Source organism: Escherichia sp. 10290, from assembly GCF_030295155.1.
GTDB classification, from domain to species: domain Bacteria; phylum Pseudomonadota; class Gammaproteobacteria; order Enterobacterales; family Enterobacteriaceae; genus Escherichia; species Escherichia coli_F.
Genome location: NZ_AP025741.1, coordinates 2,821,130 through 2,844,842, shown reverse-complemented (window position 1 = coordinate 2,844,842; position 23,713 = coordinate 2,821,130). Strand labels below are relative to the sequence as shown.

Sequence of the window (23,713 nt, the reverse complement as noted above, 5' to 3'; positions counted from 1 at the left end):
TATGTCCCGGTCAGCGAAACCTCAAAATGGTCGCCGCCGCTTTCTGCGCGATGTCGTTCGCACAGCTGGCGGGCTGGCTGCCGTGGGTGTGGCGCTGGGGTTACAACAGCAAACCGCACGCGCATCTGGTGTGCGGTTGCGCCCGCCCGGAGCCATAAACGAGAACGCCTTTGCCAGTGCCTGTGTACGTTGCGGTCAGTGTGTTCAGGCTTGCCCTTACGACACCTTAAAACTGGCGACACTGGCCTCTGGCCTGTCGGCAGGTACGCCGTACTTTGTCGCGCGGGATATTCCTTGCGAAATGTGTGAGGACATTCCGTGCGCCAAAGTGTGCCCGAGCGGTGCGCTGGATCGAGAGATCGAATCGATCGACGACGCGCGGATGGGGCTGGCGGTGCTGGTGGATCAGGAGAACTGCCTCAACTTTCAGGGGCTGCGCTGCGATGTTTGCTATCGCGAATGCCCGAAAATTGATGAGGCAATCACCCTGGAGCTGGAGCGTAACACGCGTACCGGTAAGCACGCCCGTTTTCTGCCGACGGTTCACAGCGACGCCTGTACCGGCTGCGGTAAGTGCGAAAAAGTGTGCGTGCTGGAACAACCCGCAATCAAGGTGTTACCGCTGTCACTGGCGAAAGGGGAGTTAGGTCACCATTACCGCTTCGGCTGGCTGGAGGGGAACAATGGCAAATCGTAAACGTGACGCCGGGCGCGAGGCGCTGGAGAAAAAAGGCTGGTGGCGCAGTCACCGTTGGCTGGTGTTGCGTCGCCTTTGTCAGTTCTTCGTGCTGGGGATGTTTTTGAGCGGTCCGTGGTTTGGTGTGTGGATCTTGCACGGCAACTACAGCAGTAGCCTGTTATTCGACACCGTTCCACTGACCGATCCGCTGATGACGTTGCAAAGTCTTGCCAGCGGTCATCTGCCTGCCACGGTGGCGCTGACCGGTGCGGTGATTATCACCGTGCTCTACGCCCTGGCAGGAAAGCGATTATTTTGCAGCTGGGTCTGCCCGCTGAACCCGATTACCGACTTAGCAAATTGGTTACGCAGACGATTTGACCTCAATCAGTCTGCGACGATCCCTCGCCACATTCGCTACGTGCTGTTGGTGATCATTCTGGTGGGATCGGCCTTAACTGGCACGCTCATCTGGGAATGGATCAACCCCGTTTCCCTGATGGGGCGCAGCCTGGTAATGGGATTCGGCAGCGGCGCGCTGCTTATTCTCGCGCTGTTTTTATTTGATCTACTGGTCGTTGAACACGGCTGGTGCGGGCACATTTGTCCGGTTGGCGCGCTGTATGGCGTGTTGGGTAGCAAAGGTGTGATTACCGTTGCGGCCACCGATCGGCAGAAATGTAACCGCTGTATGGATTGTTTTCATGTTTGCCCGGAACCGCATGTGCTACGTGCCCCGGTGCTGGATGAACAAAGCCCGGTGCAGGTCACCAGCCGCGATTGCATGACGTGCGGTCGCTGCGTGGATGTCTGTTCTGAGGATGTATTTACAATAACTACACGATGGAGTTCGGGAGCGAAATCATGAAAAGCCATGACCTGAAGAAAGCGCTGTGTCAATGGACGGCGATGCTGGCCCTGGTGGTAAGCGGCGCGGTTTGGGCGGCTAATGGCGTCGATTTTAGCCAGTCGCCGGAAGTATCCGGGACGCAGGAAGGGGCCATTCGGATGCCAAAAGAGCAGGATCGGATGCCGCTGAACTATGTGAATCAGCCGCCAATGATCCCGCATAGCGTTGAAGGTTATCAGGTAACGGCCAATACCAACCGCTGCTTGCAGTGCCACGGTGTCGAAAGCTATCGCACCACTGGCGCGCCGCGCATTAGTCCTACTCACTTTATGGACAGCGACGGCAAAGTGGGCGCAGAAGTGGCTCCGCGTCGTTATTTCTGTCTGCAATGTCACGTACCGCAGGCCGATACCGCGCCAATCGTGGGGAATACCTTTACCCCATCAAAAGGTTACGGGAAATAAGAGGTTATTATGGGAAATTCTGACCGTAAGCCTGGTCTGATTAAGCGCCTGTGGAAATGGTGGCGTACCCCCAGCCGTCTGGCGCTAGGGACGCTGCTGTTGATCGGTTTTGTCGGCGGCATCGTTTTCTGGGGCGGCTTTAACACCGGGATGGAAAAAGCCAATACCGAAGAGTTCTGCATTAGCTGCCACGAAATGCGTAACACGGTGTATCAGGAATACATGGATTCCGTGCACTACAACAACCGTAGCGGCGTCCGTGCGACCTGTCCGGATTGTCACGTTCCGCACGAGTTTGTGCCGAAGATGATACGCAAGCTCAAAGCAAGTAAAGAGCTGTATGGTAAAATTTTTGGCGTTATTGACACGCCGCAGAAATTTGAAGCTCATCGCCTGACGATGGCACAGAATGAGTGGCGGCGCATGAAGGACAATAACTCGCAGGAGTGTCGTAACTGTCACAACTTCGAGTATATGGATACAACCGCCCAGAAATCAGTTGCCGCTAAGATGCACGACCAGGCGGTGAAAGATGGGCAAACCTGTATTGATTGCCATAAAGGGATAGCGCACAAGCTGCCCGATATGCGTGAAGTCGAGCCAGGTTTTTAACAGGGTTATTGCGTGGGTATGCTTGAAGCCAGAGAGTTACTTTGCGAGCGGGATGAACGAACCTTATTTAGTGGTTTGTCATTTACGCTGAACGCAGGCGAGTGGGTACAAATCACCGGTAGCAACGGCGCGGGGAAGACAACGCTTCTCCGTTTGCTGACGGGGTTGTCTCGCCCTGACGCAGGCGAGGTTCTCTGGCAAGGGCAGCCCTTGCATCAGGTACGCGACAGCTACCATCAAAACCTGTTATGGATAGGCCATCAGCCGGGGATCAAAACCCGGCTGACGGCGTTAGAAAATCTGCACTTTTATCATCGCGATGGCGATACCGCACAATGTCTGGAAGCCCTGGCGCAGGCCGGGCTTGCCGGATTCGAAGATATTCCGGTAAATCAACTTTCTGCCGGGCAACAACGCCGCGTCGCTTTAGCGCGTCTGTGGCTGACCCGTGCCACGTTATGGATACTCGACGAGCCTTTTACCGCGATTGACGTTAACGGCGTCGATCGTCTGACCCAGCGTATGGCGCAGCATACGGAGCAGGGGGGGACTGTGATTCTGACTACCCACCAGCCGCTCAACGTTACTGAAAGTAAAATCCGCCGCATTTCACTGACGAAAACGAGGGCCGAATAATGTTCTGGCGAATTTTCCGTCTTGAACTGCGCGTGGCGTTTCGTCATAGCGCCGAAATCGCTAACCCGCTGTGGTTCTTCCTGATTGTTATTACCCTTTTTCCGCTCAGTATCGGTCCGGAGCCGCAACTGCTGGCGCGTATTGCCCCTGGCATTATCTGGGTTGCCGCGCTGCTTTCATCCTTGCTGGCACTGGAACGACTGTTCCGTGACGATTTGCAGGACGGCAGTCTTGAACAATTGATGTTGTTGCCGTTACCCTTGCCCGCCGTTGTGCTGGCGAAGGTGATGGCGCACTGGATGGTAACCGGTCTGCCGTTACTCATCCTTTCGCCTCTGGTAGCAATGCTACTGGGAATGGATGTTTATGGCTGGCAAGTGATGGCGCTGACGCTGCTGCTGGGAACCCCAACGCTTGGTTTTCTCGGTGCACCGGGCGTGGCGCTGACAGTGGGACTTAAACGCGGTGGTGTGCTGCTCAGCATACTGGTGTTACCGCTGACTATCCCATTACTCATCTTTGCCACCGCCGCGATGGACGCGGCTTCGATGCATTTGCCCGTTGACGGGTATCTGGCAATTTTAGGCGCGTTGCTGGCAGGCACCGCGACATTAAGTCCTTTTGCGACGGCGGCAGCGTTACGAATCAGCATTCAATAACGCTGGATTACTGATTTTTGTTCGAGTCTGGTATCGAAACTATGTGGAAAACACTGCATCAACTGGCGATCCCACCACGGCTGTATCAAATCTGTGGCTGGTTTATACCGTGGCTGGCAATTGCCAGTGTGGTCGTGCTTACCGTCGGCTGGGTCTGGGGATTCGGCTTTGCTCCGGCTGATTATCAGCAGGGAAATAGCTATCGCATTATCTACCTGCATGTGCCTACGGCGATCTGGTCGATGGGCATTTATGCATCAATGGCGGTGGCGGCGTTTATTGGCCTTGTCTGGCAGATGAAAATGGCTAACCTGGCGGTCGCGGCGATGGCTCCCATTGGTGCCGTGTTTACCTTTATTGCCCTTGTCACCGGCTCTGCATGGGGAAAACCGATGTGGGGCACCTGGTGGGTATGGGACGCACGTCTGACTTCTGAACTGGTGCTGCTGTTTCTGTATGTTGGTGTGATTGCCCTGTGGCACGCCTTCGACGACCGCCGTCTGGCGGGCCGAGCGGCAGGTATTCTGGTGCTGATTGGCGTGGTGAACCTGCCGATTATTCATTACTCCGTGGAGTGGTGGAACACCCTGCATCAGGGATCAACGCGGATGCAGCAAAGTATCGATCCGGCGATGCGTTCGCCGCTGCGCTGGTCGATTTTTGGCTTCCTGCTGCTGTCTGCCACGCTGACGCTGATGCGGATGCGTAATTTAATTTTGCTGATGGAAAAACGCCGTCCGTGGGTGAGTGAACTGATACTGAAAAGAGGCCGTAAATGACCCCTGCATTTGCTTCCTGGAATGAATTTTTCGCAATGGGCGGTTACGCCTTTTTTGTCTGGCTGGCGGTGGTGATGACCGTTATTCCGCTGGTGGTTTTGGTCGTGCACTCCGTGTTGCAGCATCGCGCAATTCTGCGTGGCGTGGCGCAACAGCGGGCGCGTGAGGCGCGTTTACGTGCTGCGCAACAGCAGGAGGCTGCATGAATATTCGCCGTAAAAACCGTTTGTGGATTGCCTGTGCCGTGCTGGCGGGGCTGGCGCTGACTATCGGCCTGGTATTGTATGCGCTGCGCTCGAATATCGATCTTTTTTATACGCCGGGGGAAATTCTCTACGGCAAGCGTGAAACTCAACAGATGCCGGAAGTCGGTCAGCGTCTGCGCGTTGGCGGGATGGTAATGCCGGGTAGCGTGCAGCGCGATCCCAATTCGCTAAAAGTAACGTTCACTATTTACGACGCTGAAGGTTCAGTAGATGTCTCTTACGAAGGCATTTTGCCGGATCTGTTCCGTGAAGGGCAGGGCGTTGTGGTGCAGGGCGAACTGGAAAAAGGCAATCATATCCTTGCGAAAGAAGTACTGGCGAAACACGATGAAAACTACACGCCGCCAGAAGTCGAGAAAGCGATGGAAGCTAATCACCGTCGCCCGACGAGTGTTTATAAGGGCCCAGCATCATGATGCCAGAAATTGGTAACGGACTGCTGTGCCTGGCGCTAGGAATTGCGCTGTTGCTGTCCGTGTATCCGCTATGGGGCGTGGCGCGCGGGGATGCGCGCATGATGGCTTCTTCGCGCTTGTTTGCCTGGCTGCTATTTATGTCTGTGGCTGGCGCATTTCTGGTGCTGGTCAATGCTTTCGTGGTGAATGACTTTACTGTCACCTATGTTGCCAGCAACTCCAATACCCAGCTTCCGGTGTGGTATCGCGTGGCGGCAACCTGGGGTGCGCATGAAGGCTCGCTACTGCTGTGGGTGCTGCTGATGAGCGGCTGGACCTTTGCGGTGGCGATTTTTAGTCAGCGTATTCCGCTGGATATTGTGGCCCGTGTACTGGCGATAATGGGGATGGTCAGTGTCGGCTTTTTGCTGTTCATTCTCTTTACCTCTAACCCGTTCTCACGCACGTTGCCAAACTTCCCGATTGAAGGGCGCGATCTTAACCCGCTGTTGCAGGATCCAGGGCTGATCTTCCACCCGCCCCTGCTCTATATGGGGTACGTCGGTTTCTCGGTGGCGTTTGCTTTTGCCATTGCTTCTTTGCTGAGTGGTCGTCTGGACAGCACTTACGCACGCTTTACCCGTCCGTGGACGTTGGCCGCGTGGATTTTCCTGACGCTCGGCATTGTGCTCGGTTCCGCATGGGCCTATTACGAACTCGGCTGGGGCGGCTGGTGGTTCTGGGATCCGGTAGAAAACGCCTCGTTTATGCCGTGGTTGGTGGGTACTGCGCTGATGCACTCGCTAGCGGTCACTGAACAACGCGCCAGCTTCAAAGCGTGGACATTACTGCTGGCAATCAGTGCCTTCTCGTTGTGTCTGTTGGGGACTTTCCTCGTGCGTTCCGGCGTGCTGGTATCGGTACACGCGTTTGCGTCTGATCCGGCGCGCGGTATGTTTATCCTCGCTTTTATGGTGCTGGTGATTGGCGGTTCGCTGCTGCTGTTTGCCGCGCGTGGACACAAAGTTCGCTCACGCGTAAACAATGCGCTGTGGTCGCGGGAATCTCTGCTGTTAGCGAACAACGTTTTGCTGGTCGCCGCAATGCTGGTGGTATTGCTGGGGACGCTGCTGCCGCTGGTGCACAAGCAACTGGGACTGGGCAGCATTTCGATTGGCGAACCGTTCTTCAACACCATGTTTACCTGGCTGATGGTGCCGTTTGCGCTACTGCTGGGTGTCGGTCCTCTGGTGCGCTGGGGGCGCGATCGCCCACGTAAAATCCGCAATTTATTGATTATCGCCTTCATCTCTACGCTGGTGCTGTCTCTGCTGTTGCCGTGGCTGTTCGAAAGCAAAGTTGTGGCGATGACGGTGCTCGGCCTGGCAATGGCCTGCTGGATTGCGGTGCTGGCAATTGCGGAAGCTGCGCTGCGTATTTCACGCGGCACGAAAACCACCTTTAGTTATTGGGGCATGGTGGCGGCTCACCTGGGGCTGGCGGTAACAATTGTTGGTATTGCCTTTAGCCAGAACTATAGCGTTGAGCGTGATGTGCGCATGAAGTCCGGTGATAGCGTCGATATTCATGAATATCGCTTCACCTTCCGTGATGTCAAAGAAGTGACTGGTCCGAACTGGCGTGGCGGTGTGGCGACTATCGGCGTAACGCGAGAGGGTAAACCGGAAACGGTGCTGTATGCGGAAAAACGTTATTACAACACTGCCGGGTCGATGATGACCGAAGCGGCGATTGACGGTGGCATCACGCGTGACCTGTACGCAGCGCTCGGTGAAGAGTTGGAAAACGGCGCGTGGGCTGTGCGTCTTTACTACAAACCGTTTGTTCGCTGGATTTGGGCGGGCGGGCTGATGATGGCGTTGGGCGGGCTGCTGTGCCTGTTTGATCCTCGCTATCGTAAGCGCGTGAACCCGCAGAAAACTGCGCCGGAGGCTGTATGAAGCGCAACGTATTGTTAATTCCTTTGATTATCTTCCTGGCGATTGCCGCGGCGTTGCTGTGGCAGCTGGCACGTAATGCCGAAGGGGATGATCCGACCAATCTGGAATCGGCGCTCATTGGCAAGCCGGTGCCAAAGTTTCGCCTCGAATCACTGGACAATCCGGGGCAGTTTTATCAGGCGGATGTGCTGACTCAGGGCAAACCAGTGCTGCTTAACGTCTGGGCGACCTGGTGTCCGACCTGCCGTGCGGAACATCAATATCTGAATCAGCTTTCTGCGCAGGGCATCCGCGTGGTCGGCATGAACTATAAAGACGATCGCCAGAAGGCAATCAACTGGCTGAAGGAGCTGGGCAATCCTTACGCGTTAAGCCTGTTTGATGGCGACGGCATGTTAGGGCTGGATCTCGGTGTCTATGGCGCGCCAGAAACGTTCCTCATCGACGGCAACGGCATCATTCGCTATCGCCATGCGGGTGATCTCAATCCCCGCGTCTGGGAAGAAGAGATCAAGCCGTTGTGGGAGAAATACAGTAAGGAGGCCGCACAATGAGGTTTTTATTGGGCGTGCTGATGCTGATGATCTCCGGCTCAGCGCTGGCGACCATCGACGTGTTGCAGTTTAAAGATGAAGCACAGGAACAACAGTTTCGTCAGCTTACTGAAGAACTGCGCTGCCCGAAATGCCAGAATAACAGCATTGCCGATTCCAACTCGATGATTGCCACCGACCTGCGCCAGAAAGTGTACGAACTGATGCAGGAAGGTAAAAGTAAGAAAGAGATTGTCGATTATATGGTGGCGCGCTATGGCAACTTCGTCACTTACGATCCGCCGTTAACGCCGCTGACCGTTCTGCTGTGGGTGCTACCGGTAGTCGCTATTGGCATTGGCGGTTGGGTTATTTACTCCCGCTCGCGGCGTCGGGTACGCGTGGTGCAGGAAGAGTTTCCTGAACAAAGCGTGCCGGAAGGTAAGCGTGCCGGATATGTTGTTTATCTGCCGGGTATTGTGGTGGCGTTAATTGTGGCTGGCGTCAGCTACTACCAGACCGGCAATTATCAGCAGGTGAAAATTTGGCAGCAGGCCACGGCTCAGGCGCCGGCGTTATTGGACAGGGCGCTGGATCCGAAAGCTGAGCCGCTCAACGAAGAAGAGATGTCCCGCCTTGCGCTGGGGATGCGTACTCAACTGCAAAAAAATCCGGGAGATATAGAAGGCTGGATTATGTTGGGCCGCGTTGGCATGGCGCTGGGTAACGCCAGTATTGCCACCGATGCATACGCCACTGCGTATCGCCTCGATCCGAAGAACAGCGATGCTGCACTGGGATACGCTGAAGCGTTGACACGTTCATCTGATCCCAACGACAACCGCCTGGGTGGTGAACTGCTACGCCAGTTGGTGAGAACGGACCATAGCAATATCCGTGTGTTAAGCATGTATGCGTTTAATGCCTTTGAGCAGCAGCGATTTGGCGAAGCCGTTGCCGCGTGGGAGATGATGTTGAAACTCTTACCTGCCAACGATACTCGCCGTGCGGTGATTGAACGCAGTATCGCGCAGGCGATGCAACATTTATCACCACAGGAGAGTAAATAAGAACAAGCCCGATGGTGATGCCATCGGGCCAGACTGATGGCAAAGTGCGCTTTGTTTATGCCAGATGCGGCGTAAACGCCTTATTCAGCCTACAAAATCGTGCGAACTCAATACATTGCTCGATCCGCGTAGATACTGTTATGGCCTGCAAGTTTTTTTCTACCCTGGTTTCCCAGATTGCAGGCATGCCAGACACAGCGCCGTCAGGCGCTGTTTTTTTCATCCCTTCCGCGATTTTTACGCAGCTACCGGATTATGCCGTGACGCATCGAACGGTACGCCTGACTTCAGCACTCCATACGCCACCTGTGCCAGCTTGCGCATCATCGCGCCGAGAATCACTTTTCCTTTCTTGCCATTAGCCGCCAGACGGTCGCGGAACGCCCGTCCCCACTCAGTCTTACTGGTGGCTACCATTGCAGGCATATACAACGCCCTGCGAAGCGACACATGTCCGGCTTTACTCAACCGGCTTGCCCCTCTCACACTACTGCCTGATTCATAACGCCGTGGTGTCAGACCCGCAAAAGCGGCGAACTGTCTGGCATGGGCGAAGCGGTCCTTCAGACCGATATAAGCCAGTAATACCGCAGATGTTTTCTCTCCGATACCCGGGATACTTTCCAGCAGTTTCCTGCGGTGTTTCATATCCGGATCATCGTCTGTCAGGTCTTTTATCTGCTTCTCAAGACGCTTCAGCTCTGCTTCAAGCCACAGAAGGTGAGCATCAATGCTCGGTCTCTGGACTTCCCGCGCCGTTTCAGTGCGGTTCAGTTCCTGCGTGTGCATATCTGTCAGCGCCTGGTGGCGTACTACCAGGGCACGCAACGCGCGTTCAAGCGGGTGAGGCGCTTCCCAGGCTGCAGGGCGCTTCTGACGACAGAACTCTGCCAGCATGCGCGCATCCACGGTATCAGTCTTGTTACGCAGTCCTTCACTCTGAGCGAAAGCTTTACCCAACGCAGGATTAATGACTGACACTATGTAGCCTGCATCGTAAAGGCACTCTGCGACAGGTTCCATATAGGTGCCGGTCGCTTCGATGCAGATATGCGCATGGTCAATCTTGTGACCCTTCAGCCAGCTCACCAGCTCATCGTGCCCTTTAGTGGTGTTAGCGAATTTTTTGGTGCGATGACGACCATCAGGACGCAACACATCGACATCCAGTTTCTCTTTAGCGGTGTCGATACCGATATAATGAAGTTCATGTTCCATCGTGAAACCAACCTTGCAAATACGGATTACCGGGAAAACCGGTCCATGATACTGTCCGGTTTATCACTTTGGGAGAAAGGCAGTCCGCTGCATAAATCTACGCAACAGGTTGAAAACCTAAGGCCCGATACGGCATGCGGACTGCAGGCAGAGAAAACTGGCCGATTTTCTCTGCACAGGAGGGATAATACAAGGCCTGATAAGCGTAGCGCATCAGGCAGTTTTGCGTTTGTCATCAATATCAGCCCGAGGGTAAATCCATCGGGCTATTTTTTTATTGTGCCCCACGTTGTTGCAGGAACAGAATGGTGGCCGCCACGCGTGAGCGGACATTGAGTTTACGCAGCAGATTGCGAATGTGTACTTTTACTGTCTGCTCGGAAATATTCAACACCGCGGCAATCTGTTTATTTGACAGTCCCTGTGCCAGCTCGTGCAGAACATCCAGCTCGCGCTCCGTCAGCACGCTGAAGGGATCTTCTTCCGCGCCAAACATTTCACGTTCACGTAAGTACTGATTGACGCGTTCGCTAAAGACTTTGCTGCCTTTCGCTCCGGCACGAATCGCTTCCAGCAACACTTCCGGGTCGCTGTCTTTCAACAGATAACCGTCTGCGCCTGCGTCTATCAGCGCAAAGACATCGCTGGAGGCATCTGATACGGTCAGGATAATAATTTGCGCGGTAACGCCATCCCTGCGCAAGGCATTGAGGGTATCCAGGCCACTCATACCTTTCATATTGAGATCCAGCAAGATCACGTCGATATCCAGTCTATTCGCCAGATCGATAGCACTTGCGCCGTCGCCCGCTTCGGCGACCACTTCAAAGCCAGGATCAAGTTCCAGTAACTGACGAACACCGCGTCGCATAAGTGGATGATCATCCACAATCATCACCTGAAAAGGCGTTGCTTCAGGCATAGTAGTCTCCTGAGGTTTTATTAGAATCATTATGTTTGAGCGTAGCGTTGGAAACGCTACCAGGCGCGTGAATGTTACCCCATTTTATGTATGGACATGTAGTGAAAAGTACAGCTCAGTAGTTCACCCTCGCATCATTTTCATTATAAATATGGAATTTTGCATCAACTTCCCATCAAGAAAAACAACTAAAAAATCAATCACAATACATGTGCATTTCTTTAAACAGTTTTTAAAAACTGACTCCGGGTATGGCGCTATGGGTATTTTCAGTACCCAATGCTTTTACAGCAATTAATTTCATAGGATGAAAGATTAATGCATCACTCTGGTTCTGTTTCTCTTTGTCGTTCCGCAATATCTGTTCTGGTGGCTACAGCGTTATATTCTCCCATAGCATTGGCATCAACTGTTGAGTATGGAACGACTGTTGATGGTGTTGTCCTGGAAAAAGATATCCAGCTGGTTTATGGGACCGCAAATAATACGAAAATCACTCCCAGCGGAGAACAGCATATAAAAGAATGTGGTGTAAGTAATAATGCTGAAATCAACGGAGGGTATCAGTACATTGAAGCATATGGCTCAGCAGAATACTCAGTATTAAATGATGGTTATCAAATTGTTCAATTGGGTGGTGCAGCAAACCAAACTACCATCAATAATGGTGTGTTACAGGTTTATGGAGCTGCTAATGAAGCCACTATTAAAGGCGGGCGCTTACTCGTTGAAACCGAAGGCATTGCCATCTTCGCCGTTATCGAAAAGGGAGGACTACTGGAGGTTAAAGATGGCGGATTGGCATTTGCGGTAGATCAAAAAGCAGGCGGTGCAATCAAAACAACCACGCGGGTTATGGAGGTATTCGGAACAAATCGTCTCGGTCAGTTTGATATCAAAGATGGGGTTGCTAACAATATGCTGTTGGAAAACGGCGGAAGTTTGCGGGTTGAAGAGAATGACTTCGCTTATAATACCACTGTGGATAGTGGTGGTTTACTGGAGGTTATGGATGGCGGGACTGCAACTGGCGTTGACAAAAAAGCAGGCGGAAAATTAATTGTTTCAACGAATGCGCTGGAAGTGAGTGGTACAAACAGTAAAGGCCAATTTAGCATAAAAGATGGCGTGTCTAAAAATTATGAACTAGATGACGGTTCCGGGCTAATTGTTATGGAGGGCACTCAGGCAATTGACACTATCCTTGATGAGCATGCAACCATGCAATCGTTGGGAAGAGATACTGGTACGAGAGTGCAGGCACATGCAGTTTATGATCTTGGTCGGTCAGTGCAGAATGGAAGCATAAAATATTCCTCAAATGCTATATCTGAAAATATGGTTATCGATAATGGTCGCGCTAATGTCTGGACTGGCACAATGGTTAACGTAACAGTCAGAGGAAATGAGGGCATTATTGATGCAATGGCGCTGGAATTAAATTTTTATACACCGGCTACATTATTAGGTGACGTGGTGGTTTCTGATGGTGCATCTTTAAGAACGCATGGCGCAGTGGATACCAGTAAAGCAGATGTTTCTATCGAAGAGAGTTTTTGGGCTATTATTGCCGATATCAATAATATAAACCAAAACACCCGTCTCAATTTAGCAAACCTGGTGATGTCAGACGGAACTGTCGTTATGATGGCTGAGCCAGTGACTCGTTCATCTGTGACGGCAAGTGCGGAAAATTTCACTACATTGACCACTAATACCCTGTCGGGAAACGGCAATTTTTATATGCGCACCGATATGGCCAATCACCAGAGCGATCAGCTTAACGTCACCGATCAGGCAACAGGTAATTTCAAAATCTTCGTTACGGACACCGGTGCCAGCCCGGCAGCAGGAGATAGCCTTACACTGGTAACAACGGGCGGCGGTGATGCTGCATTTACCTTGGGCAATGCCGGAGGCGTTGTTGATATCGGTACGTATGAATATATCTTGCAAGATAATGGCAACCATAGCTGGAGTCTGGCAGAGAATCGCACGCAAATAACTCCTTCAACCACTGATGTGTTGAATATGGCGGCAGCACAACCGCTGGTATTTGATGCAGAACTGGATACCGTACGTGAGCGTCTTGGTAGCGTAAAAGGCGTTAATTACGATACGGCGATGTGGAGTTCGGCAATTAACACCCGCAACAACGTAACCACTGATGCGGGAGCTGGCTTTGAGCAAACATTGACGGGGCTGACGCTCGGTATCGATAGCCGTTTCTCCCGTGAAGAAAGCAGCACAATTCGTGGCTTATTCTTTGGTTACTCTCATTCTGATATTGGTTTTGATCGCGGCGGTAAAGGCAATGTCGATAGCTATACCCTGGGGGCTTATGCCGGTTGGGAGCATCAGAACGGTGCCTATGTTGATGGGGTGGTGAAAGTTGACCGTTTTTCCAACACCATCCATGGCAAGATGAGTAATGGGGCAACAGCGTTTGGCGATTACAATAGTAACGGCGCGGGTGCTCATGTCGAGAGCGGGTTCCGTTGGGGGGAGGGGTTGTGGAATGTAAGGCCTTATCTGTCCTTTACCGGCTTTACCACTGATGGTCAGGACTATACGTTATCAAATGGTATGCGAGCGGATGTGGGAAATACCCGCATATTACGCGCTGAAGCGGGAACGGCGGTAAGCTATCACATGGACCTGCAAAACGGTACGACGCTGGAACCCTGGCTGAAAGCCGCCGTGCGTCAGGAATACGCCGATTCTAACCAGGTGAATGTTAATGACGACGGCAAATTTAATAATGACGTGGCTGGAACCCGTGGCGTTTATCAGGCTGGGATAAGGTCATCGTTTACCCCGACGTTAAGCGGTCATTTGTCAGTCAGCTATGGCAATGGCGCGGGGGTAGAATCACCGTGGAATACCCAGGCGGGTGTGGTCTGGACGTTCTGATAACAGAAAATAAACAGGCCGTAATGTGTCGCGGTCTGTTTATCAAATTAATCGCAGATATAAAAAAAACCAACCGCAATAGGTTGGTTTTTCTTGGGATTTTTGGTCGCACGAGAGTAGTTTAATTAAGTGTATAACTAAATGATTTTAAATAATATTCTTTATTCAACTTTTAAATCGTATAACCAAACGTATAACTAAAATAATTTGCTGAAAAAGTGTACAATTTCAGCAATAATTGCCCTAGCGACTATCATCCTGCTCCCCGGTTTTTTTCCGGTTAAATGTTAATCAGGCTGCTGGGCTTTGCCTGTTCGGTAGGTGTAATGATTATCGTAATACTTTTCCCCCAATGGGGTAAAAGCATCAACCGTAACGGAAGTCGTTATGGTTGCCTTGATGATCTGCGTGGTCATTATGACCATTCAGCCAATGACCTTAATCAGAGCTTTTCGCTAAAAATGACGTTGGCCACTCGTCCGGAAAGCACAAAATCCCATCGATTTTTAATTAACGGTTAAACCGTCTTTTTGTCACGTCGTGTCACTGGTTGTCACTCTCCGTCACGATCTCCGATAGCCTGGCTGCAAATTAAACTACGAAAATTTCGTAGTTCTGACTTCTTTCAGATAGTCGGTTGCCTGGTTACACGAAAAAAATTACTTCCTGCGTTTATCCCGCTTTGTATGTCCGTGCTGAATGCCCCGCAGTGGATCTTCTTTTTTCAGGTCGATCCCCATGTCCGTTAGTGTTTTTGTGGCGGCGGTTCTTATGGCACAAATCAGGTCTCTTTCCGGTTCCCGGGTTATGGTTGCCTTCCGGATACATGCCGTTCGTCGTTCCGTTACATACTGACGCGCTTCATCACTTGCCGCCTGTTTCAGTAACTCACCCCAGCGATTAGCCGCCCGTCGCCATAAACCTTTCGCTTCCAGTTCTTCCGCTTTGTCATCATGCACCATAAGCATAATCCCATTGATACCTGTTAAATCTGAATGGTTGGTTTCCGTTCTTTTGATAATTTCCCTCATAGCTTATTGTATGACAGTACTGTCCCACAATAAGGAATCACACATGAGAATGACCAGGCACAAAAAACAGATTCTTGAACTTTACAAACCTGAGTATCGCGATTGGGTGCGGGTGGAGGCCGGAGATCCGCCTTTTGATGTTCGTGGTGTGACAGTGCTGCTCTATGGTTCCGAATATCAGCGATATCACATAGAGGCAACCCGACGAACGTTAAACGCTATGGTAAATGATGGGATCCTGTACCGCGTGAAAGTGCGCGAACCCCGCTTTGATGTGCGTATCGGTAGCGATGGCGCTCACTGTACGGTAATCCGGTACGGGCTGGGTAAATCAGATGATTAAATCACCAGAATGTAAATTTACATTCTGCCAGCCACCAGCTACAGAACGCAAATTTGCACTTTGCTGAAATATTAACGGGTTAGGCCAGAGTGCAAATTTGCATTATGCTTTAACTTCAGCAAGTTACCGCCGTAACCGCTCCGGCTTCTTCCACTGGTACGTTATTTTGGCTTTTTCCCTGTACGTCTGTATCCGGCGACGGTAGGCCAGCATTTCAAGAACGCGGATCCGTATGTCGCGCATATCCGCATCATTAAGCTGGATACCATCACGGTGCATCACCTCAGCAACCACACGAACATAATTTTCTGCGGTCACGCTGTCCGGCTGCGTGGCCTGTTCGTCAGCCTGCTGGCTGATTCCGGCAACGCGACGGATTAATCGCAGTAGTTCGGCTTCTGTCATTGTGCCCCCATCGTTCTGATAGTCTGGTGTCGTCGGGTCCTTCCAGGAATTATGGCCCGTTACGGGGCGGCGACCTCGCGCGTTTTCACTATTTATGAAAATTTTTCGGAATCCATGTCCGGTTTCTCTGTAAGTTAACCATATGAAAAATATAAAAACATGCTTTCCATGAACCGGACATGCGCAAAAAACAGACACTAAAACCGGACATCGAACCAGTTAACCGAAAGTGTGCACAAATCACATGCATTGCTGCGAGTGATTAACAAGTTATCGGCTTTACTGTTCTGTATCGGCTGATTGCTCCATGCTGGCACGGCGAACGCTTACTGCATGACGCCACCCAGCCAGAAAGCCAGCCATTTTATTTCGTGCCTTGCTCACATCTTCCGGTGCATAGCCGTAAATCTGCAAACCTTCATCAAATCGATGTTCTGTTTCTTCACTGGAGTACTCGTCACGCTCAGATGAAAGCAGCCTGGCAACCATAATTTTTTCCAGCGCACTGGTTTCTACGTGATATCCGATGGTCTCAAAATGGCTTTTACCTGAAGACCAAAGCAATGTATGCCCGATGTGATAACCGCCAGACTTTCCGCGATCCGCATTAAGATAGGGCATCCCCTGTTTGGTCCATGCGCGAATAGTGGTTCTGTTTACCTGGAAATGTTCAGCTATTTCCTGCTGGCTTACAAAACAAGCTTTATCAATCATAATGTTACCTCAACTGCATGGTTAAATATTAATCAAGTGGTGGTGGTGGCACCTTCTCGGAAAAACGTCATAAATAGTGAAAACGCGCGAGGTCGCCGCCCCGTAACAGGTCCATATGCCGGAAAGGACCCGCAAAAAAGCCGGATTTCTCCGGCCTTGTCTCAGATGGTTTTCAGTATGCGATCAATGTCGCCGTCATCGCCCGGGTTTCTGCCATCGTATGCCATGCCAGCTGATACGGCTTGTGGGCTGTGCATGTCCATAAAGTTTTCAAAGGCTGCGGTAAGCTCTGGTGCAACCTTCTGGCGTTCCTGTTCTATGGTCATGTTCAGGATGTTTTTAGCCGTATCAACATCAATACAAGGCACGTTTGCCATTGCACGTAACAGCGGCTGATAGTCGTCAGATTCATGAAGCGACATAATCGCATCAGCGCGCGGCTTGTCCTGTTCTTCCAGTTTGTTAAGTTGATATATAGCTTCGTAGGTTGATAGACATCTGTCAGCCATTGCCCGCGCTTCAGCTTTAAATTTACTCGCCAGCGGTAGCGCCATGATACTTTCATTCGTTGCCATCGTTCCCCCCTGCTTATCGCGCCAGCGGCTGAACAGATACACCAGAACCCGCAAAGGCGGCACATTTTTTCGCGTCGGTGTCGACGCTCTCAGGCCAGTTAACGGCGGCAATATTGAATATCCCCGTCTTGTAACACTGTGCTGATTTCTGCGTTGACGTGTCCACGGGATACGCCGTCAGATAAACAGCCTTGCCAGATTCCTGACCATCCCACGGCTTAAATTCGCCATTGTCCGCCAGCATCAGCGGGGTAAATTCCTGAATAACGCCAGCATCAGCGGCAAAATGTACCAGCGTCGTGGCAACCTGCTGACTGCCTGCAAATAACTCAATGTATGGAGTGTCCATAGAATCCCCCGTTAACCAATTTTGACGGTAACAAATTTGCGAATATCTGCCGGAACCGGCTGCGGTGCGCTGTGCGTCTGCACGTACTCAATCGCCGGATCGCCGTCCTCAATCCAGTTTTTCGGGTAAAACATGTTTTGCGTTGCGCCCGTTCTGACCGCTTCCTGATCCATAATCGCACCATAGGCCACCAGCCCTTTATTGTTGGTGTTGCCCAGGACCAGCAAATCAGGCTCAAGGAAATATTTTTCGGTGCCGTCGCTGTCAGTGTATTTGCCGGAATAGACGATAAGGGCAATATCGCCCAGATATCCTTTAAAGCTCACCACTTCGCCCAGGTTTTTACAGGCCAGCTCTGCGGAGGACTCTGAACCACGGGAAAGATCGTACAGTTCGCGGAATTTTTTAAAGCTGCGTAACGTTCGCCATACCTCAGCGCCCATGATCATGACGTTGGCGGGGCAACATGCTTGATCCGCATAAAGCTCGATATCATAGATTGGATCGTGGGTTTCTTTGTCCTGCTCGGACCATTTACGGCCTTTGGCCTGCTCTATGATGTTTTTTTCCGGTATCTTCCAGTCGATTTCATAGCGTTCTATGCCTTCGCCCTCAATGATGTTTTTTCCGGTCGTTATCGCATTCACCGCCAGCCATTCCACGCGCGCTTTAATCGCGTTTATCTGGCGGCGCATGTTGCCAGTAATCAGGCGCATACGGCGATAGGTTGGGTCATTAAGCTGTGCCGGATCTTCTCCAGCCATACGTATGATGGTTTTCGTTGGATCGATTTCGTGCTTCGGCTTCATGTATCCAGGTTTAATCGTGCTGGTTTCGTACCCTTTATCGCGCTGGACCTGACTACCCACCATAGGCGAACAAAACGCCGACATCGTAACCTCTTCAATGTCCAGGGTGTCCAGCATGATGTTTTGGGTGTTGAATGTCGCCACGTTCGGGAAAAACAGCGTGGTAAACAGCGGACTGAATTTAAATTCCGCAATATCCCCGCGATTCAGGTACATGAAAAGCTGGTTAGTGTTAAGTGCCGTTGCTTTGCCTGCCATTATTCACCCCCATAATTTTTATGCATCCCAAGCGCCGCAAGTAAATAAGAGCGTACAAGTGAACCTATCGACGGCTCCGGCGTCATCAGCGGATCCAGTCCAGCCGCCACGCCAGCCTCATAGTTTTTTTTGTGGCGCTGCTTGAGCACCTCCACGATTTCGGGGCTTATGTACACCGAAACACCGCCTTTTTTCTCTTCAGCCATAGTAAGAAATTCCTCTTTGACTTAAAAAATCAGAACTGGATGTTCATCCAGTTCTGATTATAATCATGATTGCATTTTATGCAATGATGTTGAGTTGTGTTGCAAATTATGAAATGATGATCCCGATCATGTGTGTCAGTGCACCAAAAAGCCTCATATGCAAAAGCCCGATAAGCCACCTCTGACCTTATCGGGCTTTTTTATCTGCCTGCAAAGATGTCGAACAAAAATTAACCACAACCATCATCTTTTTTGCATCAAAACAATTAAAAACAATAAATTACGCTCATGATGATGATGACGATAAAATCACAAAAATGCGCTTTTTTCCGCGCCTCCCGCCCCGTGTTCAGGCCCACCCCGCCAGGAGGACCCGTAAAAAAGCCGGATTGCTCCGGCTTCTGTCACTCGTCGCTTAAAACGGTATGTTATCCCCGTACGGATCATCATTCCCCGCCTGTTGTTTTGCCCTGTTCAGCGCGTCAGTAGCCTGGCCCTGTTGACCTTTTTTGCCGCCCAGTCGCGCCGTTCGCGCACTGATTACACTGTCTGCGATAACCTGCCAGCCCTGCCGCGTTTCTCCGTTCTGCCCAGTCCACTGGCTGATCTGCATGTTACCCGCCACGCTCAGGAGTTCACCCTTGCGGTGCCTTTCCAGTGCTTCGGCCTGTCTGCCAAATGCCAGGACGGATAACCACATCGTCGCCGTTCCGTCATCTGCCTGGCTGCACGGAAGGGGGACCGCCATACGCGCCAGCGTCATCGGTGTGCCCTTGCTGGTCTGTTTTACCTGCGGGTCGTCCACCAGCCGCCCGTAAGCGGCTATCTGTGCTGTCATGATTCCACCTCTCCGGTTTTAACGTTGATTGTTGTTACCTGTTCCGCTTCGGCAATCTCCCGCTCTGTCAGCGTGGCAAAATTTGCCGCCGTCGTGGTCATGAATGCGCTTATCAGGTCGGGATGTGCTTTCGCGTATCCTTCCCCCGCGTGGCGGTCTATCGTTCTGATTGCCACCTTTAAAGCGTGCTCTGTCATGTCTAACGCGCGATATTTCGGTTCTGTTCTGTCTCTGCGTTTTTTGAGTGATTTATTAAATTTCCCTGAAGTGTGCATATTTATTTTTACCCCCTCGTTTAAAAAGTTTTGAGTTGTGCCTCCCCTTGTCTACCTTATCTACCTTAGTGGCCCTCATGCCAGTAATGGCGCGGCTTTCAGCGGGGTAGAGTGCTTTTATCCACTATCTACCCCGTGTCTACCTCCCTGTCTGATTCAGGTAAAATCAGGTAGAGAGGGTAGATAGTGGGTAGATAGTAAAAAAAGGCTATCTACATAACTTAATGCACTGAATTAAATGTATTTTTCTTTACTCAGGTAGACAGGGTAGACAGCAATTACAAAAAATTATAAAAACGCGTCGCACTCGTCTGTTGTTATTGCGTTAGTCTGCGTTACTCCCTTAACTTTCCGCGTAATATATTTATGTCCGTAAACTTTCGCGGCTGGCTTCATAGCCTTGCCAAAGTCATTTACGTTTAGCGGTTTGCTCCTGCCTGCGTACGCCATAAACGCCAGATAGACGCGATAAAGGCTGTTCCTGGTCGTGTACTTCACTGAATCACCACCGCCACCCATCATCAGGCCGCGCGCTTCCTCCAGAAAATTCAGGAACTGGCAAAACTCAATAACCGGATCCGTCTGTTGCTTTATTGCCAGTGCTTCATCACCGTCACGCTGTTCCAGTAGTAAAGCCCGTGCCTTCTCAGGGTCGGTAAAGTTCGCCAGCAATCGGCGGATAATGACAGGGATTTCAGCCGCAATCTTTTCCGGTAGCTCCCTGTCTTTTTCGGCCTCACTGACGATATTGTCGAAACGGAAAATTATGCGACGACGTGACACACCTCCGGCCCGTTCGGTGAATATCATCGGGTTATTGTTGGTAGCCAGCACCACCGCCCTGATTACCGCCGTAAAACGCTTTTCATATTTCGGGTTAATTTCCACGGGGTCGCCGCCCGTGATTTTCTTGATGCCCGTTCCTTCGCCTGTATATTTCGGCTGGTCAGCCAGGACGATAAGACGACTCCCGACAACCTGCGCACGTCCACCAGCATCATCAAGCGATGTCATCTCCGCGCTCACCGTGTTCTGTTTCCCTGCCAGAAGGCTGGCTATGTGCGTGAATGTACTTTTACCGCTCCCGCCGTCTCCGGTGGCCTCAATAAACATCTGCCAGTCGTACCGGTTCGCCATAATCATGTACAGCGCGGCACATATACGCATCATCTTGCGCGGGTCTTTTCCGGCTACGTGCTCAAGCCATTTATGAAAGTTTGGCGCGTTGTCGCGGATATTCTCCCCTGGTGCTGGTGGCGTGTACTCAATACCGTTGTGCGTGGTGATCCAGTTCTCCGGCGTGTGCGGGGAAAATTCCCCCGTTTTCAGGTCAAGCGCACCATTGGCGAACGGCAGCAAATCGCCGGACGGCTCGCCCATTGGTTCGGCAATAACTTTTAACGCTTCCACGGCGTTATTGATTACGCGCTTGCTGAAAGTGGCCCTGTGCTCTGAATAGATCGCCACCATTTCGCGGCTAAGTTCCATTGTGCTGACCGGACACCATACCCCGCCGCGCCATACGTAAACGATTTCACTTTCAGGATGTACGCAAACGCCATCAAAGCGATCGGCAAGCAGCTGCGCGCGCTCACTGTCCGCCATCTGCGAAAGTTGCGCCTTTTGCTTTACCGGAAGCTCAATGACCAGACCATCAGAAAGATTCTGTCGCTCACGGGCCAGATATTCGCGCCAGTTCTGCACCTCTTGGCCGTGCATACCCTCAGGATAAAAATTTGCATCCTGTACGCCTGCCGCCGCCAGCTTCTGGCCAATCGCCTTTATCATTACTGGCGCAAGATATCCGGCCCTGAATATGCGCACGGATTTTCTGCCTTCCGGCACAATTTGCAGCTTATCCAGTTCTGATAACTGCTGCTCCCCAAGCCACACAGGAGGCTCATTATCTCCGGCCAGACGCGCGTCATGTTCCTGCCATTGTTTTGCGTGTGACCAGGCATCACTACCCGCAAAAATAATGACTTCTGTTTCTTTGTGTTTTATGCCGCGTGACTGCTGTTTTACGTTCGGTGCCAGTTTCATTTTTTACCCCTGAATCCGTTAATCATGGTTTTCAGCTTCTGGATGTTTGCCCGTGCCCTGGCGTTGCTGGTGGGCACGTTATGCGGCGCGGTCTGTACCAGAGAAAAATCACGCCGGAACTGATAAACAGGCATCACGCAATCATATTCGTAACCTTCACGGCGGTAAGTTACGCACCGTCCCGCCACGCTTTTAATCGTTACCGTGCCGCCGTAGTTATCCCGGAAAATATCGCCGGGGCGGATTTCAGGCCGAGCGAGGCCACTGGCAGTAAAGCCAGAATTTTTCTGTTTCATGGTTTTTATTCTCCGGTGTGATGCGCTTTATTATTCTCGTGAATTGCCATCACTGTATTTAATTCGTTAATTACTGGCGTTAATAATGTGTGCACGGCAGAAAACATCATGGGATATGATTCATCGCCATTTTCCGGCACTTCCATTAACTTAAGTAATAATGCCTCCATTTCCTTTGCGCGGATTAATGCATTCTCAGAATGAATAAGAACATTAAAGGGTATTTTATGCATCACACAGTTTCTCCCTGATTCTTTTAGTGTCCTCATTGAGGATGTCTGTAGCTTTTGTCAGTGAGTTTTTGATAATTATTTTTATTGTTTTAAATTTTCTTTTGTCGTACTCCGACTGTGATTTCCTCTCCATGATCTCTACCATGCAATTTATATCCACAAGCGCATGTATCAGTACTTTCAATGCTTCGCCTGCTGCGTCCGGCGTGTTTTTATTGCACATGGCGCACCTCCTGACGAATACGGGCGGCGAATACAGCAACACAACCGGACGGGCAACGACTACGCGCTTCGCGTTCCGTCCAGGCGGTTACGTGGATGATTTGGGATTCTGACGCGCCAAAGATGATAAAGCGCCAGATAAAGGCAGTTTGAGAATGTACGAGGGCAGGGATAGTAGCCATGTTGGCAGCCTCTTCGTTAGGTTTAATAAACCCACCGCAGGAAACGCCAATTTCGCTGGCGGTGGACTGTACAGGGTTGGCGTAACCGGTTAACGAAGAACCCGGCGCGGATTGCTCCGCCCCCATACAGCCCACCATTGATAAGGTGTGACTATCCGGCACAAAAAAACACGCAGGGCGCGTGTTGTGCGCTTCGTTAAATACCAGGACGCCAATCCCGGCACCAGATTTTGCTGGTGCGGATAAATCATAGCCCTGGCTGGCAATGGCGATCAACTGGTTTTTCTGGCGTGCTTCCTGTTCGCTGGTGGCCTCAATGGTAATCACGCGCGGTTGTGCTGTGCTCAGGGCGATAAAACGCCAGATATATTTATTCAGGTTGTGCGAGTCCCGCCCTTGCGGGTGTATGGTATGATTTAACATAGCTACCTCGATACTCTCGTTATCGTTGGTGGTTAGAAGCCCGGTTAGTGTTAGCGCACTGCCGGGTTTCGTCGTTTCTGCACCTTGTATCAACAAGGTGTAAGACACAATGTAAAATAATAGTGTCTTACACGTCAACCCTTCAAAATAATTTTTTTTCGTGTATATTGTCTTACACCAAAAACATAAGGAGTTAGACATGGCAACAGGTCCAAAGAATGCAAAATCACAATCTGTAACTGCACGTATTGCCCATGAAATTATTGAAGGCATGGAAAACGTGAAAGAAGAAGGCGAAAGTACAGGGCAGTTTATAAGTGCAGCCATGCGCGGCGAGATCAAACGCCGCCAGCGCCGCAAGGCCAAAGAGCAGGAGTAGCTCCACCGGAATTTTTTTCCGGTTACGCTTTGCCCACCAGCCGCAAATGTGGCATTGTTGGCTATGCTCATGCGTTGGGGATAACGTGTAGCTTGTGTCGAGGGGCCACCGTAGCGGGTGGCCTTTGTTTTTCCTGTTATCCGGCAATTGTGGCGCTTCGTCACACGGTTGATAT

At 51.2% G+C, this 23,713-nt stretch carries 31 protein-coding genes and 1 pseudogene; 15 read left to right on the top strand and 17 right to left on the bottom strand.

Annotated features, from left to right (window positions below; translation table 11 throughout):
- Position 1: 1 nt before the first annotated feature.
- From napG to ccmH, 12 genes are read left to right on the top strand one after another with little or no spacing between them, the layout of a single operon-like run.
- The gene (gene napG / locus QUE74_RS14400; protein WP_000091291.1) at positions 2–697 is read left to right on the top strand and encodes a ferredoxin-type protein NapG; all 696 of its coding nucleotides are present in this window, start codon (positions 2–4) and stop codon (positions 695–697) included.
- Positions 684–1,547: a quinol dehydrogenase ferredoxin subunit NapH gene (gene napH, locus QUE74_RS14395; RefSeq protein ID WP_000013499.1), complete on the top strand. Its 864-nt coding sequence runs from the start codon at positions 684–686 to the stop codon at positions 1,545–1,547. Before napG ends, napH begins: the two co-directional genes overlap by 14 nt.
- Positions 1,544–1,993 (top strand): nitrate reductase cytochrome c-type subunit, encoded by a 450-nt coding sequence (gene napB / locus QUE74_RS14390; protein ID WP_000835172.1) that lies wholly within the window; start codon positions 1,544–1,546, stop codon positions 1,991–1,993. The genes napH and napB overlap by 4 nt, the downstream gene beginning before the upstream one ends.
- Positions 1,994–2,002: 9 nt before the next feature.
- The gene (gene napC / locus QUE74_RS14385; protein WP_000528376.1) at positions 2,003–2,605 is read left to right on the top strand and encodes a cytochrome c-type protein NapC; all 603 of its coding nucleotides are present in this window, start codon (positions 2,003–2,005) and stop codon (positions 2,603–2,605) included.
- Between the two features lie 12 nt (positions 2,606–2,617).
- Positions 2,618–3,241, top strand: coding sequence for a cytochrome c biogenesis heme-transporting ATPase CcmA (gene ccmA / locus QUE74_RS14380; RefSeq protein ID WP_000525591.1), 624 nt, complete (start codon positions 2,618–2,620; stop codon positions 3,239–3,241).
- The gene (gene ccmB, locus QUE74_RS14375) at positions 3,238–3,900 is read left to right on the top strand and encodes a heme exporter protein CcmB (RefSeq protein ID WP_000971730.1); all 663 of its coding nucleotides are present in this window, start codon (positions 3,238–3,240) and stop codon (positions 3,898–3,900) included. Before ccmA ends, ccmB begins: the two co-directional genes overlap by 4 nt.
- 41 nt (positions 3,901–3,941) lie before the next feature.
- Positions 3,942–4,679, top strand: coding sequence for a heme exporter protein CcmC (gene ccmC / locus QUE74_RS14370; RefSeq protein ID WP_001354780.1), 738 nt, complete (start codon positions 3,942–3,944; stop codon positions 4,677–4,679).
- Complete coding sequence (gene ccmD, locus QUE74_RS14365; protein ID WP_000186536.1) at positions 4,676–4,885, top strand: heme exporter protein CcmD; 210 nt, start codon at positions 4,676–4,678, stop codon at positions 4,883–4,885. The genes ccmC and ccmD overlap by 4 nt, the downstream gene beginning before the upstream one ends.
- Positions 4,882–5,361, top strand: a complete 480-nt coding sequence (gene ccmE / locus QUE74_RS14360) for a cytochrome c maturation protein CcmE (RefSeq protein ID WP_001026421.1) — start codon at positions 4,882–4,884, stop codon at positions 5,359–5,361. The genes ccmD and ccmE overlap by 4 nt, the downstream gene beginning before the upstream one ends.
- On the top strand, positions 5,358–7,301 hold the full coding sequence (gene ccmF, locus QUE74_RS14355) for a cytochrome c-type biogenesis heme lyase CcmF (RefSeq protein ID WP_000982452.1): 1,944 nt from the start codon (positions 5,358–5,360) through the stop codon (positions 7,299–7,301). The genes ccmE and ccmF overlap by 4 nt, the downstream gene beginning before the upstream one ends.
- Positions 7,298–7,855, top strand: coding sequence for a thiol:disulfide interchange protein DsbE (gene dsbE / locus QUE74_RS14350; protein ID WP_000828281.1), 558 nt, complete (start codon positions 7,298–7,300; stop codon positions 7,853–7,855). The genes ccmF and dsbE overlap by 4 nt, the downstream gene beginning before the upstream one ends.
- Positions 7,852–8,904 (top strand): cytochrome c-type biogenesis thiol:disulfide oxidoreductase CcmH, encoded by a 1,053-nt coding sequence (gene ccmH, locus QUE74_RS14345; protein WP_001211597.1) that lies wholly within the window; start codon positions 7,852–7,854, stop codon positions 8,902–8,904. The genes dsbE and ccmH overlap by 4 nt, the downstream gene beginning before the upstream one ends.
- 237 nt (positions 8,905–9,141) lie before the next feature.
- Here the strand turns inward: ccmH and QUE74_RS14340 are convergent, their stop codons facing one another.
- Positions 9,142–10,122 carry an IS110-like element IS621 family transposase gene (locus QUE74_RS14340; protein WP_000399629.1) on the bottom strand — a complete coding sequence of 327 codons (981 nt, stop codon included), beginning with the start codon at positions 10,120–10,122 and terminating at the stop codon, positions 9,142–9,144.
- Between the two features lie 274 nt (positions 10,123–10,396).
- The gene (gene narP / locus QUE74_RS14335; protein ID WP_001354777.1) at positions 10,397–11,044 is read right to left on the bottom strand and encodes a nitrate/nitrite response regulator protein NarP; all 648 of its coding nucleotides are present in this window, start codon (positions 11,042–11,044) and stop codon (positions 10,397–10,399) included.
- A 318-nt stretch (positions 11,045–11,362) separates the two neighbouring features.
- On the opposite strand from narP, the gene yejO reads away from it, so the two are divergent.
- A complete protein-coding gene (gene yejO, locus QUE74_RS14330; RefSeq protein WP_000546505.1) occupies positions 11,363–13,957 on the top strand; it encodes an autotransporter YejO in 2,595 nt (864 codons plus the stop codon).
- Positions 13,958–14,616: 659 nt separating this feature from the next.
- On the opposite strand, the gene QUE74_RS14325 is transcribed toward yejO, so the two are convergent.
- Positions 14,617–14,919 (bottom strand): PerC family transcriptional regulator, encoded by a 303-nt coding sequence (locus tag QUE74_RS14325; protein WP_001360810.1) that lies wholly within the window; start codon positions 14,917–14,919, stop codon positions 14,617–14,619.
- A gap of 112 nt (positions 14,920–15,031) precedes the next feature.
- Between QUE74_RS14325 and QUE74_RS14320 the strand changes: the two genes are divergently transcribed.
- Positions 15,032–15,331 carry a hypothetical protein gene (locus QUE74_RS14320; protein ID WP_001242999.1) on the top strand — a complete coding sequence of 100 codons (300 nt, stop codon included), beginning with the start codon at positions 15,032–15,034 and terminating at the stop codon, positions 15,329–15,331.
- Between the two features lie 123 nt (positions 15,332–15,454).
- Here the strand turns inward: QUE74_RS14320 and QUE74_RS14315 are convergent, their stop codons facing one another.
- The 14 genes and pseudogenes from QUE74_RS14315 to QUE74_RS29610 all read right to left on the bottom strand — a co-directional run.
- On the bottom strand, positions 15,455–15,736 hold the full coding sequence (locus tag QUE74_RS14315; RefSeq protein ID WP_000133434.1) for a hypothetical protein: 282 nt from the start codon (positions 15,734–15,736) through the stop codon (positions 15,455–15,457).
- A gap of 279 nt (positions 15,737–16,015) precedes the next feature.
- Entirely contained in the window at positions 16,016–16,450 is a 435-nt protein-coding gene (locus QUE74_RS14310) for a hypothetical protein (protein WP_000565611.1), read from the bottom strand.
- Between the two features lie 161 nt (positions 16,451–16,611).
- On the bottom strand, positions 16,612–17,025 hold the full coding sequence (locus tag QUE74_RS14305) for a hypothetical protein (protein WP_000224588.1): 414 nt from the start codon (positions 17,023–17,025) through the stop codon (positions 16,612–16,614).
- A gap of 13 nt (positions 17,026–17,038) precedes the next feature.
- A complete protein-coding gene (locus QUE74_RS14300) occupies positions 17,039–17,374 on the bottom strand; it encodes a head decoration protein (protein WP_000380878.1) in 336 nt (111 codons plus the stop codon).
- Between the two features lie 11 nt (positions 17,375–17,385).
- Positions 17,386–18,441, bottom strand: a complete 1,056-nt coding sequence (locus tag QUE74_RS14295) for a major capsid protein (protein WP_000907467.1) — start codon at positions 18,439–18,441, stop codon at positions 17,386–17,388.
- Positions 18,441–18,647 (bottom strand): hypothetical protein, encoded by a 207-nt coding sequence (locus QUE74_RS14290; protein WP_000796963.1) that lies wholly within the window; start codon positions 18,645–18,647, stop codon positions 18,441–18,443. The genes QUE74_RS14295 and QUE74_RS14290 overlap by 1 nt, the downstream gene beginning before the upstream one ends.
- Positions 18,648–19,062: 415 nt before the next feature.
- Entirely contained in the window at positions 19,063–19,485 is a 423-nt protein-coding gene (locus tag QUE74_RS14285) for a single-stranded DNA-binding protein (RefSeq protein ID WP_000126681.1), read from the bottom strand.
- Positions 19,482–19,760, bottom strand: coding sequence for a hypothetical protein (locus QUE74_RS14280; RefSeq protein ID WP_000557474.1), 279 nt, complete (start codon positions 19,758–19,760; stop codon positions 19,482–19,484). The genes QUE74_RS14285 and QUE74_RS14280 overlap by 4 nt, the downstream gene beginning before the upstream one ends.
- A gap of 288 nt (positions 19,761–20,048) precedes the next feature.
- Positions 20,049–21,803, bottom strand: a complete 1,755-nt coding sequence (locus QUE74_RS14275) for a DNA primase family protein (RefSeq protein WP_000761826.1) — start codon at positions 21,801–21,803, stop codon at positions 20,049–20,051.
- On the bottom strand, positions 21,800–22,099 hold the full coding sequence (locus tag QUE74_RS14270; RefSeq protein ID WP_000810836.1) for a DUF4222 domain-containing protein: 300 nt from the start codon (positions 22,097–22,099) through the stop codon (positions 21,800–21,802). Before QUE74_RS14270 ends, QUE74_RS14275 begins: the two co-directional genes overlap by 4 nt.
- A 5-nt stretch (positions 22,100–22,104) precedes the next feature.
- Complete coding sequence (locus tag QUE74_RS14265) at positions 22,105–22,332, bottom strand: hypothetical protein (RefSeq protein ID WP_000549009.1); 228 nt, start codon at positions 22,330–22,332, stop codon at positions 22,105–22,107.
- Entirely contained in the window at positions 22,325–22,555 is a 231-nt protein-coding gene (locus QUE74_RS14260) for a hypothetical protein (protein WP_000336132.1), read from the bottom strand. Before QUE74_RS14260 ends, QUE74_RS14265 begins: the two co-directional genes overlap by 8 nt.
- Positions 22,545–23,012: a host cell division inhibitor Icd-like protein gene (locus tag QUE74_RS29615; RefSeq protein WP_374756998.1), complete on the bottom strand. Its 468-nt coding sequence runs from the start codon at positions 23,010–23,012 to the stop codon at positions 22,545–22,547. The genes QUE74_RS14260 and QUE74_RS29615 overlap by 11 nt, the downstream gene beginning before the upstream one ends.
- A 21-nt stretch (positions 23,013–23,033) precedes the next feature.
- A pseudogene (locus QUE74_RS29610) lies at positions 23,034–23,159 on the bottom strand (host cell division inhibitor Icd-like protein); the annotation flags it as partial.
- Positions 23,160–23,358: 199 nt separating this feature from the next.
- Between QUE74_RS29610 and QUE74_RS14245 the strand changes: the two are divergent.
- A complete protein-coding gene (locus QUE74_RS14245; RefSeq protein WP_000190552.1) occupies positions 23,359–23,538 on the top strand; it encodes a YlcI/YnfO family protein in 180 nt (59 codons plus the stop codon).
- The last annotated feature ends 175 nt before the right edge of the window (positions 23,539–23,713 follow it).

What these genes read in the sequence shown, in the direction of transcription:
- ccmC (WP_001354780.1), top strand. Translation starts at nt 3,942, where the DNA reads ATGTGGAAAACACTGCATCAACTGGCGATCCCACCACGGCTGTATCAA.
- napB (WP_000835172.1), top strand. Translation starts at nt 1,544, where the DNA reads ATGAAAAGCCATGACCTGAAGAAAGCGCTGTGTCAATGGACGGCGATG.
- QUE74_RS14340 (WP_000399629.1), bottom strand. Translation starts at nt 10,122, where the DNA reads ATGGAACATGAACTTCATTATATCGGTATCGACACCGCTAAAGAGAAA.
- QUE74_RS14280 (WP_000557474.1), bottom strand. Translation starts at nt 19,760, where the DNA reads ATGCACACTTCAGGGAAATTTAATAAATCACTCAAAAAACGCAGAGAC.
- napG (WP_000091291.1), top strand. Translation starts at nt 2, where the DNA reads ATGTCCCGGTCAGCGAAACCTCAAAATGGTCGCCGCCGCTTTCTGCGC.
- QUE74_RS14275 (WP_000761826.1), bottom strand. Translation starts at nt 21,803, where the DNA reads ATGAAACTGGCACCGAACGTAAAACAGCAGTCACGCGGCATAAAACAC.
- QUE74_RS14265 (WP_000549009.1), bottom strand. Translation starts at nt 22,332, where the DNA reads ATGCATAAAATACCCTTTAATGTTCTTATTCATTCTGAGAATGCATTA.
- dsbE (WP_000828281.1), top strand. Translation starts at nt 7,298, where the DNA reads ATGAAGCGCAACGTATTGTTAATTCCTTTGATTATCTTCCTGGCGATT.
- QUE74_RS14320 (WP_001242999.1), top strand. Translation starts at nt 15,032, where the DNA reads ATGAGAATGACCAGGCACAAAAAACAGATTCTTGAACTTTACAAACCT.
- ccmE (WP_001026421.1), top strand. Translation starts at nt 4,882, where the DNA reads ATGAATATTCGCCGTAAAAACCGTTTGTGGATTGCCTGTGCCGTGCTG.
- QUE74_RS14270 (WP_000810836.1), bottom strand. Translation starts at nt 22,099, where the DNA reads ATGAAACAGAAAAATTCTGGCTTTACTGCCAGTGGCCTCGCTCGGCCT.
- napH (WP_000013499.1), top strand. Translation starts at nt 684, where the DNA reads ATGGCAAATCGTAAACGTGACGCCGGGCGCGAGGCGCTGGAGAAAAAA.
- QUE74_RS14300 (WP_000380878.1), bottom strand. Translation starts at nt 17,374, where the DNA reads ATGGACACTCCATACATTGAGTTATTTGCAGGCAGTCAGCAGGTTGCC.
- QUE74_RS14290 (WP_000796963.1), bottom strand. Translation starts at nt 18,647, where the DNA reads ATGGCTGAAGAGAAAAAAGGCGGTGTTTCGGTGTACATAAGCCCCGAA.
- ccmD (WP_000186536.1), top strand. Translation starts at nt 4,676, where the DNA reads ATGACCCCTGCATTTGCTTCCTGGAATGAATTTTTCGCAATGGGCGGT.
- QUE74_RS14315 (WP_000133434.1), bottom strand. Translation starts at nt 15,736, where the DNA reads ATGACAGAAGCCGAACTACTGCGATTAATCCGTCGCGTTGCCGGAATC.
- yejO (WP_000546505.1), top strand. Translation starts at nt 11,363, where the DNA reads ATGCATCACTCTGGTTCTGTTTCTCTTTGTCGTTCCGCAATATCTGTT.
- napC (WP_000528376.1), top strand. Translation starts at nt 2,003, where the DNA reads ATGGGAAATTCTGACCGTAAGCCTGGTCTGATTAAGCGCCTGTGGAAA.
- QUE74_RS14260 (WP_000336132.1), bottom strand. Translation starts at nt 22,555, where the DNA reads ATGTGCAATAAAAACACGCCGGACGCAGCAGGCGAAGCATTGAAAGTA.
- ccmH (WP_001211597.1), top strand. Translation starts at nt 7,852, where the DNA reads ATGAGGTTTTTATTGGGCGTGCTGATGCTGATGATCTCCGGCTCAGCG.
- QUE74_RS14305 (WP_000224588.1), bottom strand. Translation starts at nt 17,025, where the DNA reads ATGGCAACGAATGAAAGTATCATGGCGCTACCGCTGGCGAGTAAATTT.
- QUE74_RS14285 (WP_000126681.1), bottom strand. Translation starts at nt 19,485, where the DNA reads ATGACAGCACAGATAGCCGCTTACGGGCGGCTGGTGGACGACCCGCAG.
- QUE74_RS14245 (WP_000190552.1), top strand. Translation starts at nt 23,359, where the DNA reads ATGGCAACAGGTCCAAAGAATGCAAAATCACAATCTGTAACTGCACGT.
- ccmF (WP_000982452.1), top strand. Translation starts at nt 5,358, where the DNA reads ATGATGCCAGAAATTGGTAACGGACTGCTGTGCCTGGCGCTAGGAATT.
- QUE74_RS14295 (WP_000907467.1), bottom strand. Translation starts at nt 18,441, where the DNA reads ATGGCAGGCAAAGCAACGGCACTTAACACTAACCAGCTTTTCATGTAC.
- QUE74_RS14325 (WP_001360810.1), bottom strand. Translation starts at nt 14,919, where the DNA reads ATGGTGCATGATGACAAAGCGGAAGAACTGGAAGCGAAAGGTTTATGG.
- narP (WP_001354777.1), bottom strand. Translation starts at nt 11,044, where the DNA reads ATGCCTGAAGCAACGCCTTTTCAGGTGATGATTGTGGATGATCATCCA.
- QUE74_RS14310 (WP_000565611.1), bottom strand. Translation starts at nt 16,450, where the DNA reads ATGATTGATAAAGCTTGTTTTGTAAGCCAGCAGGAAATAGCTGAACAT.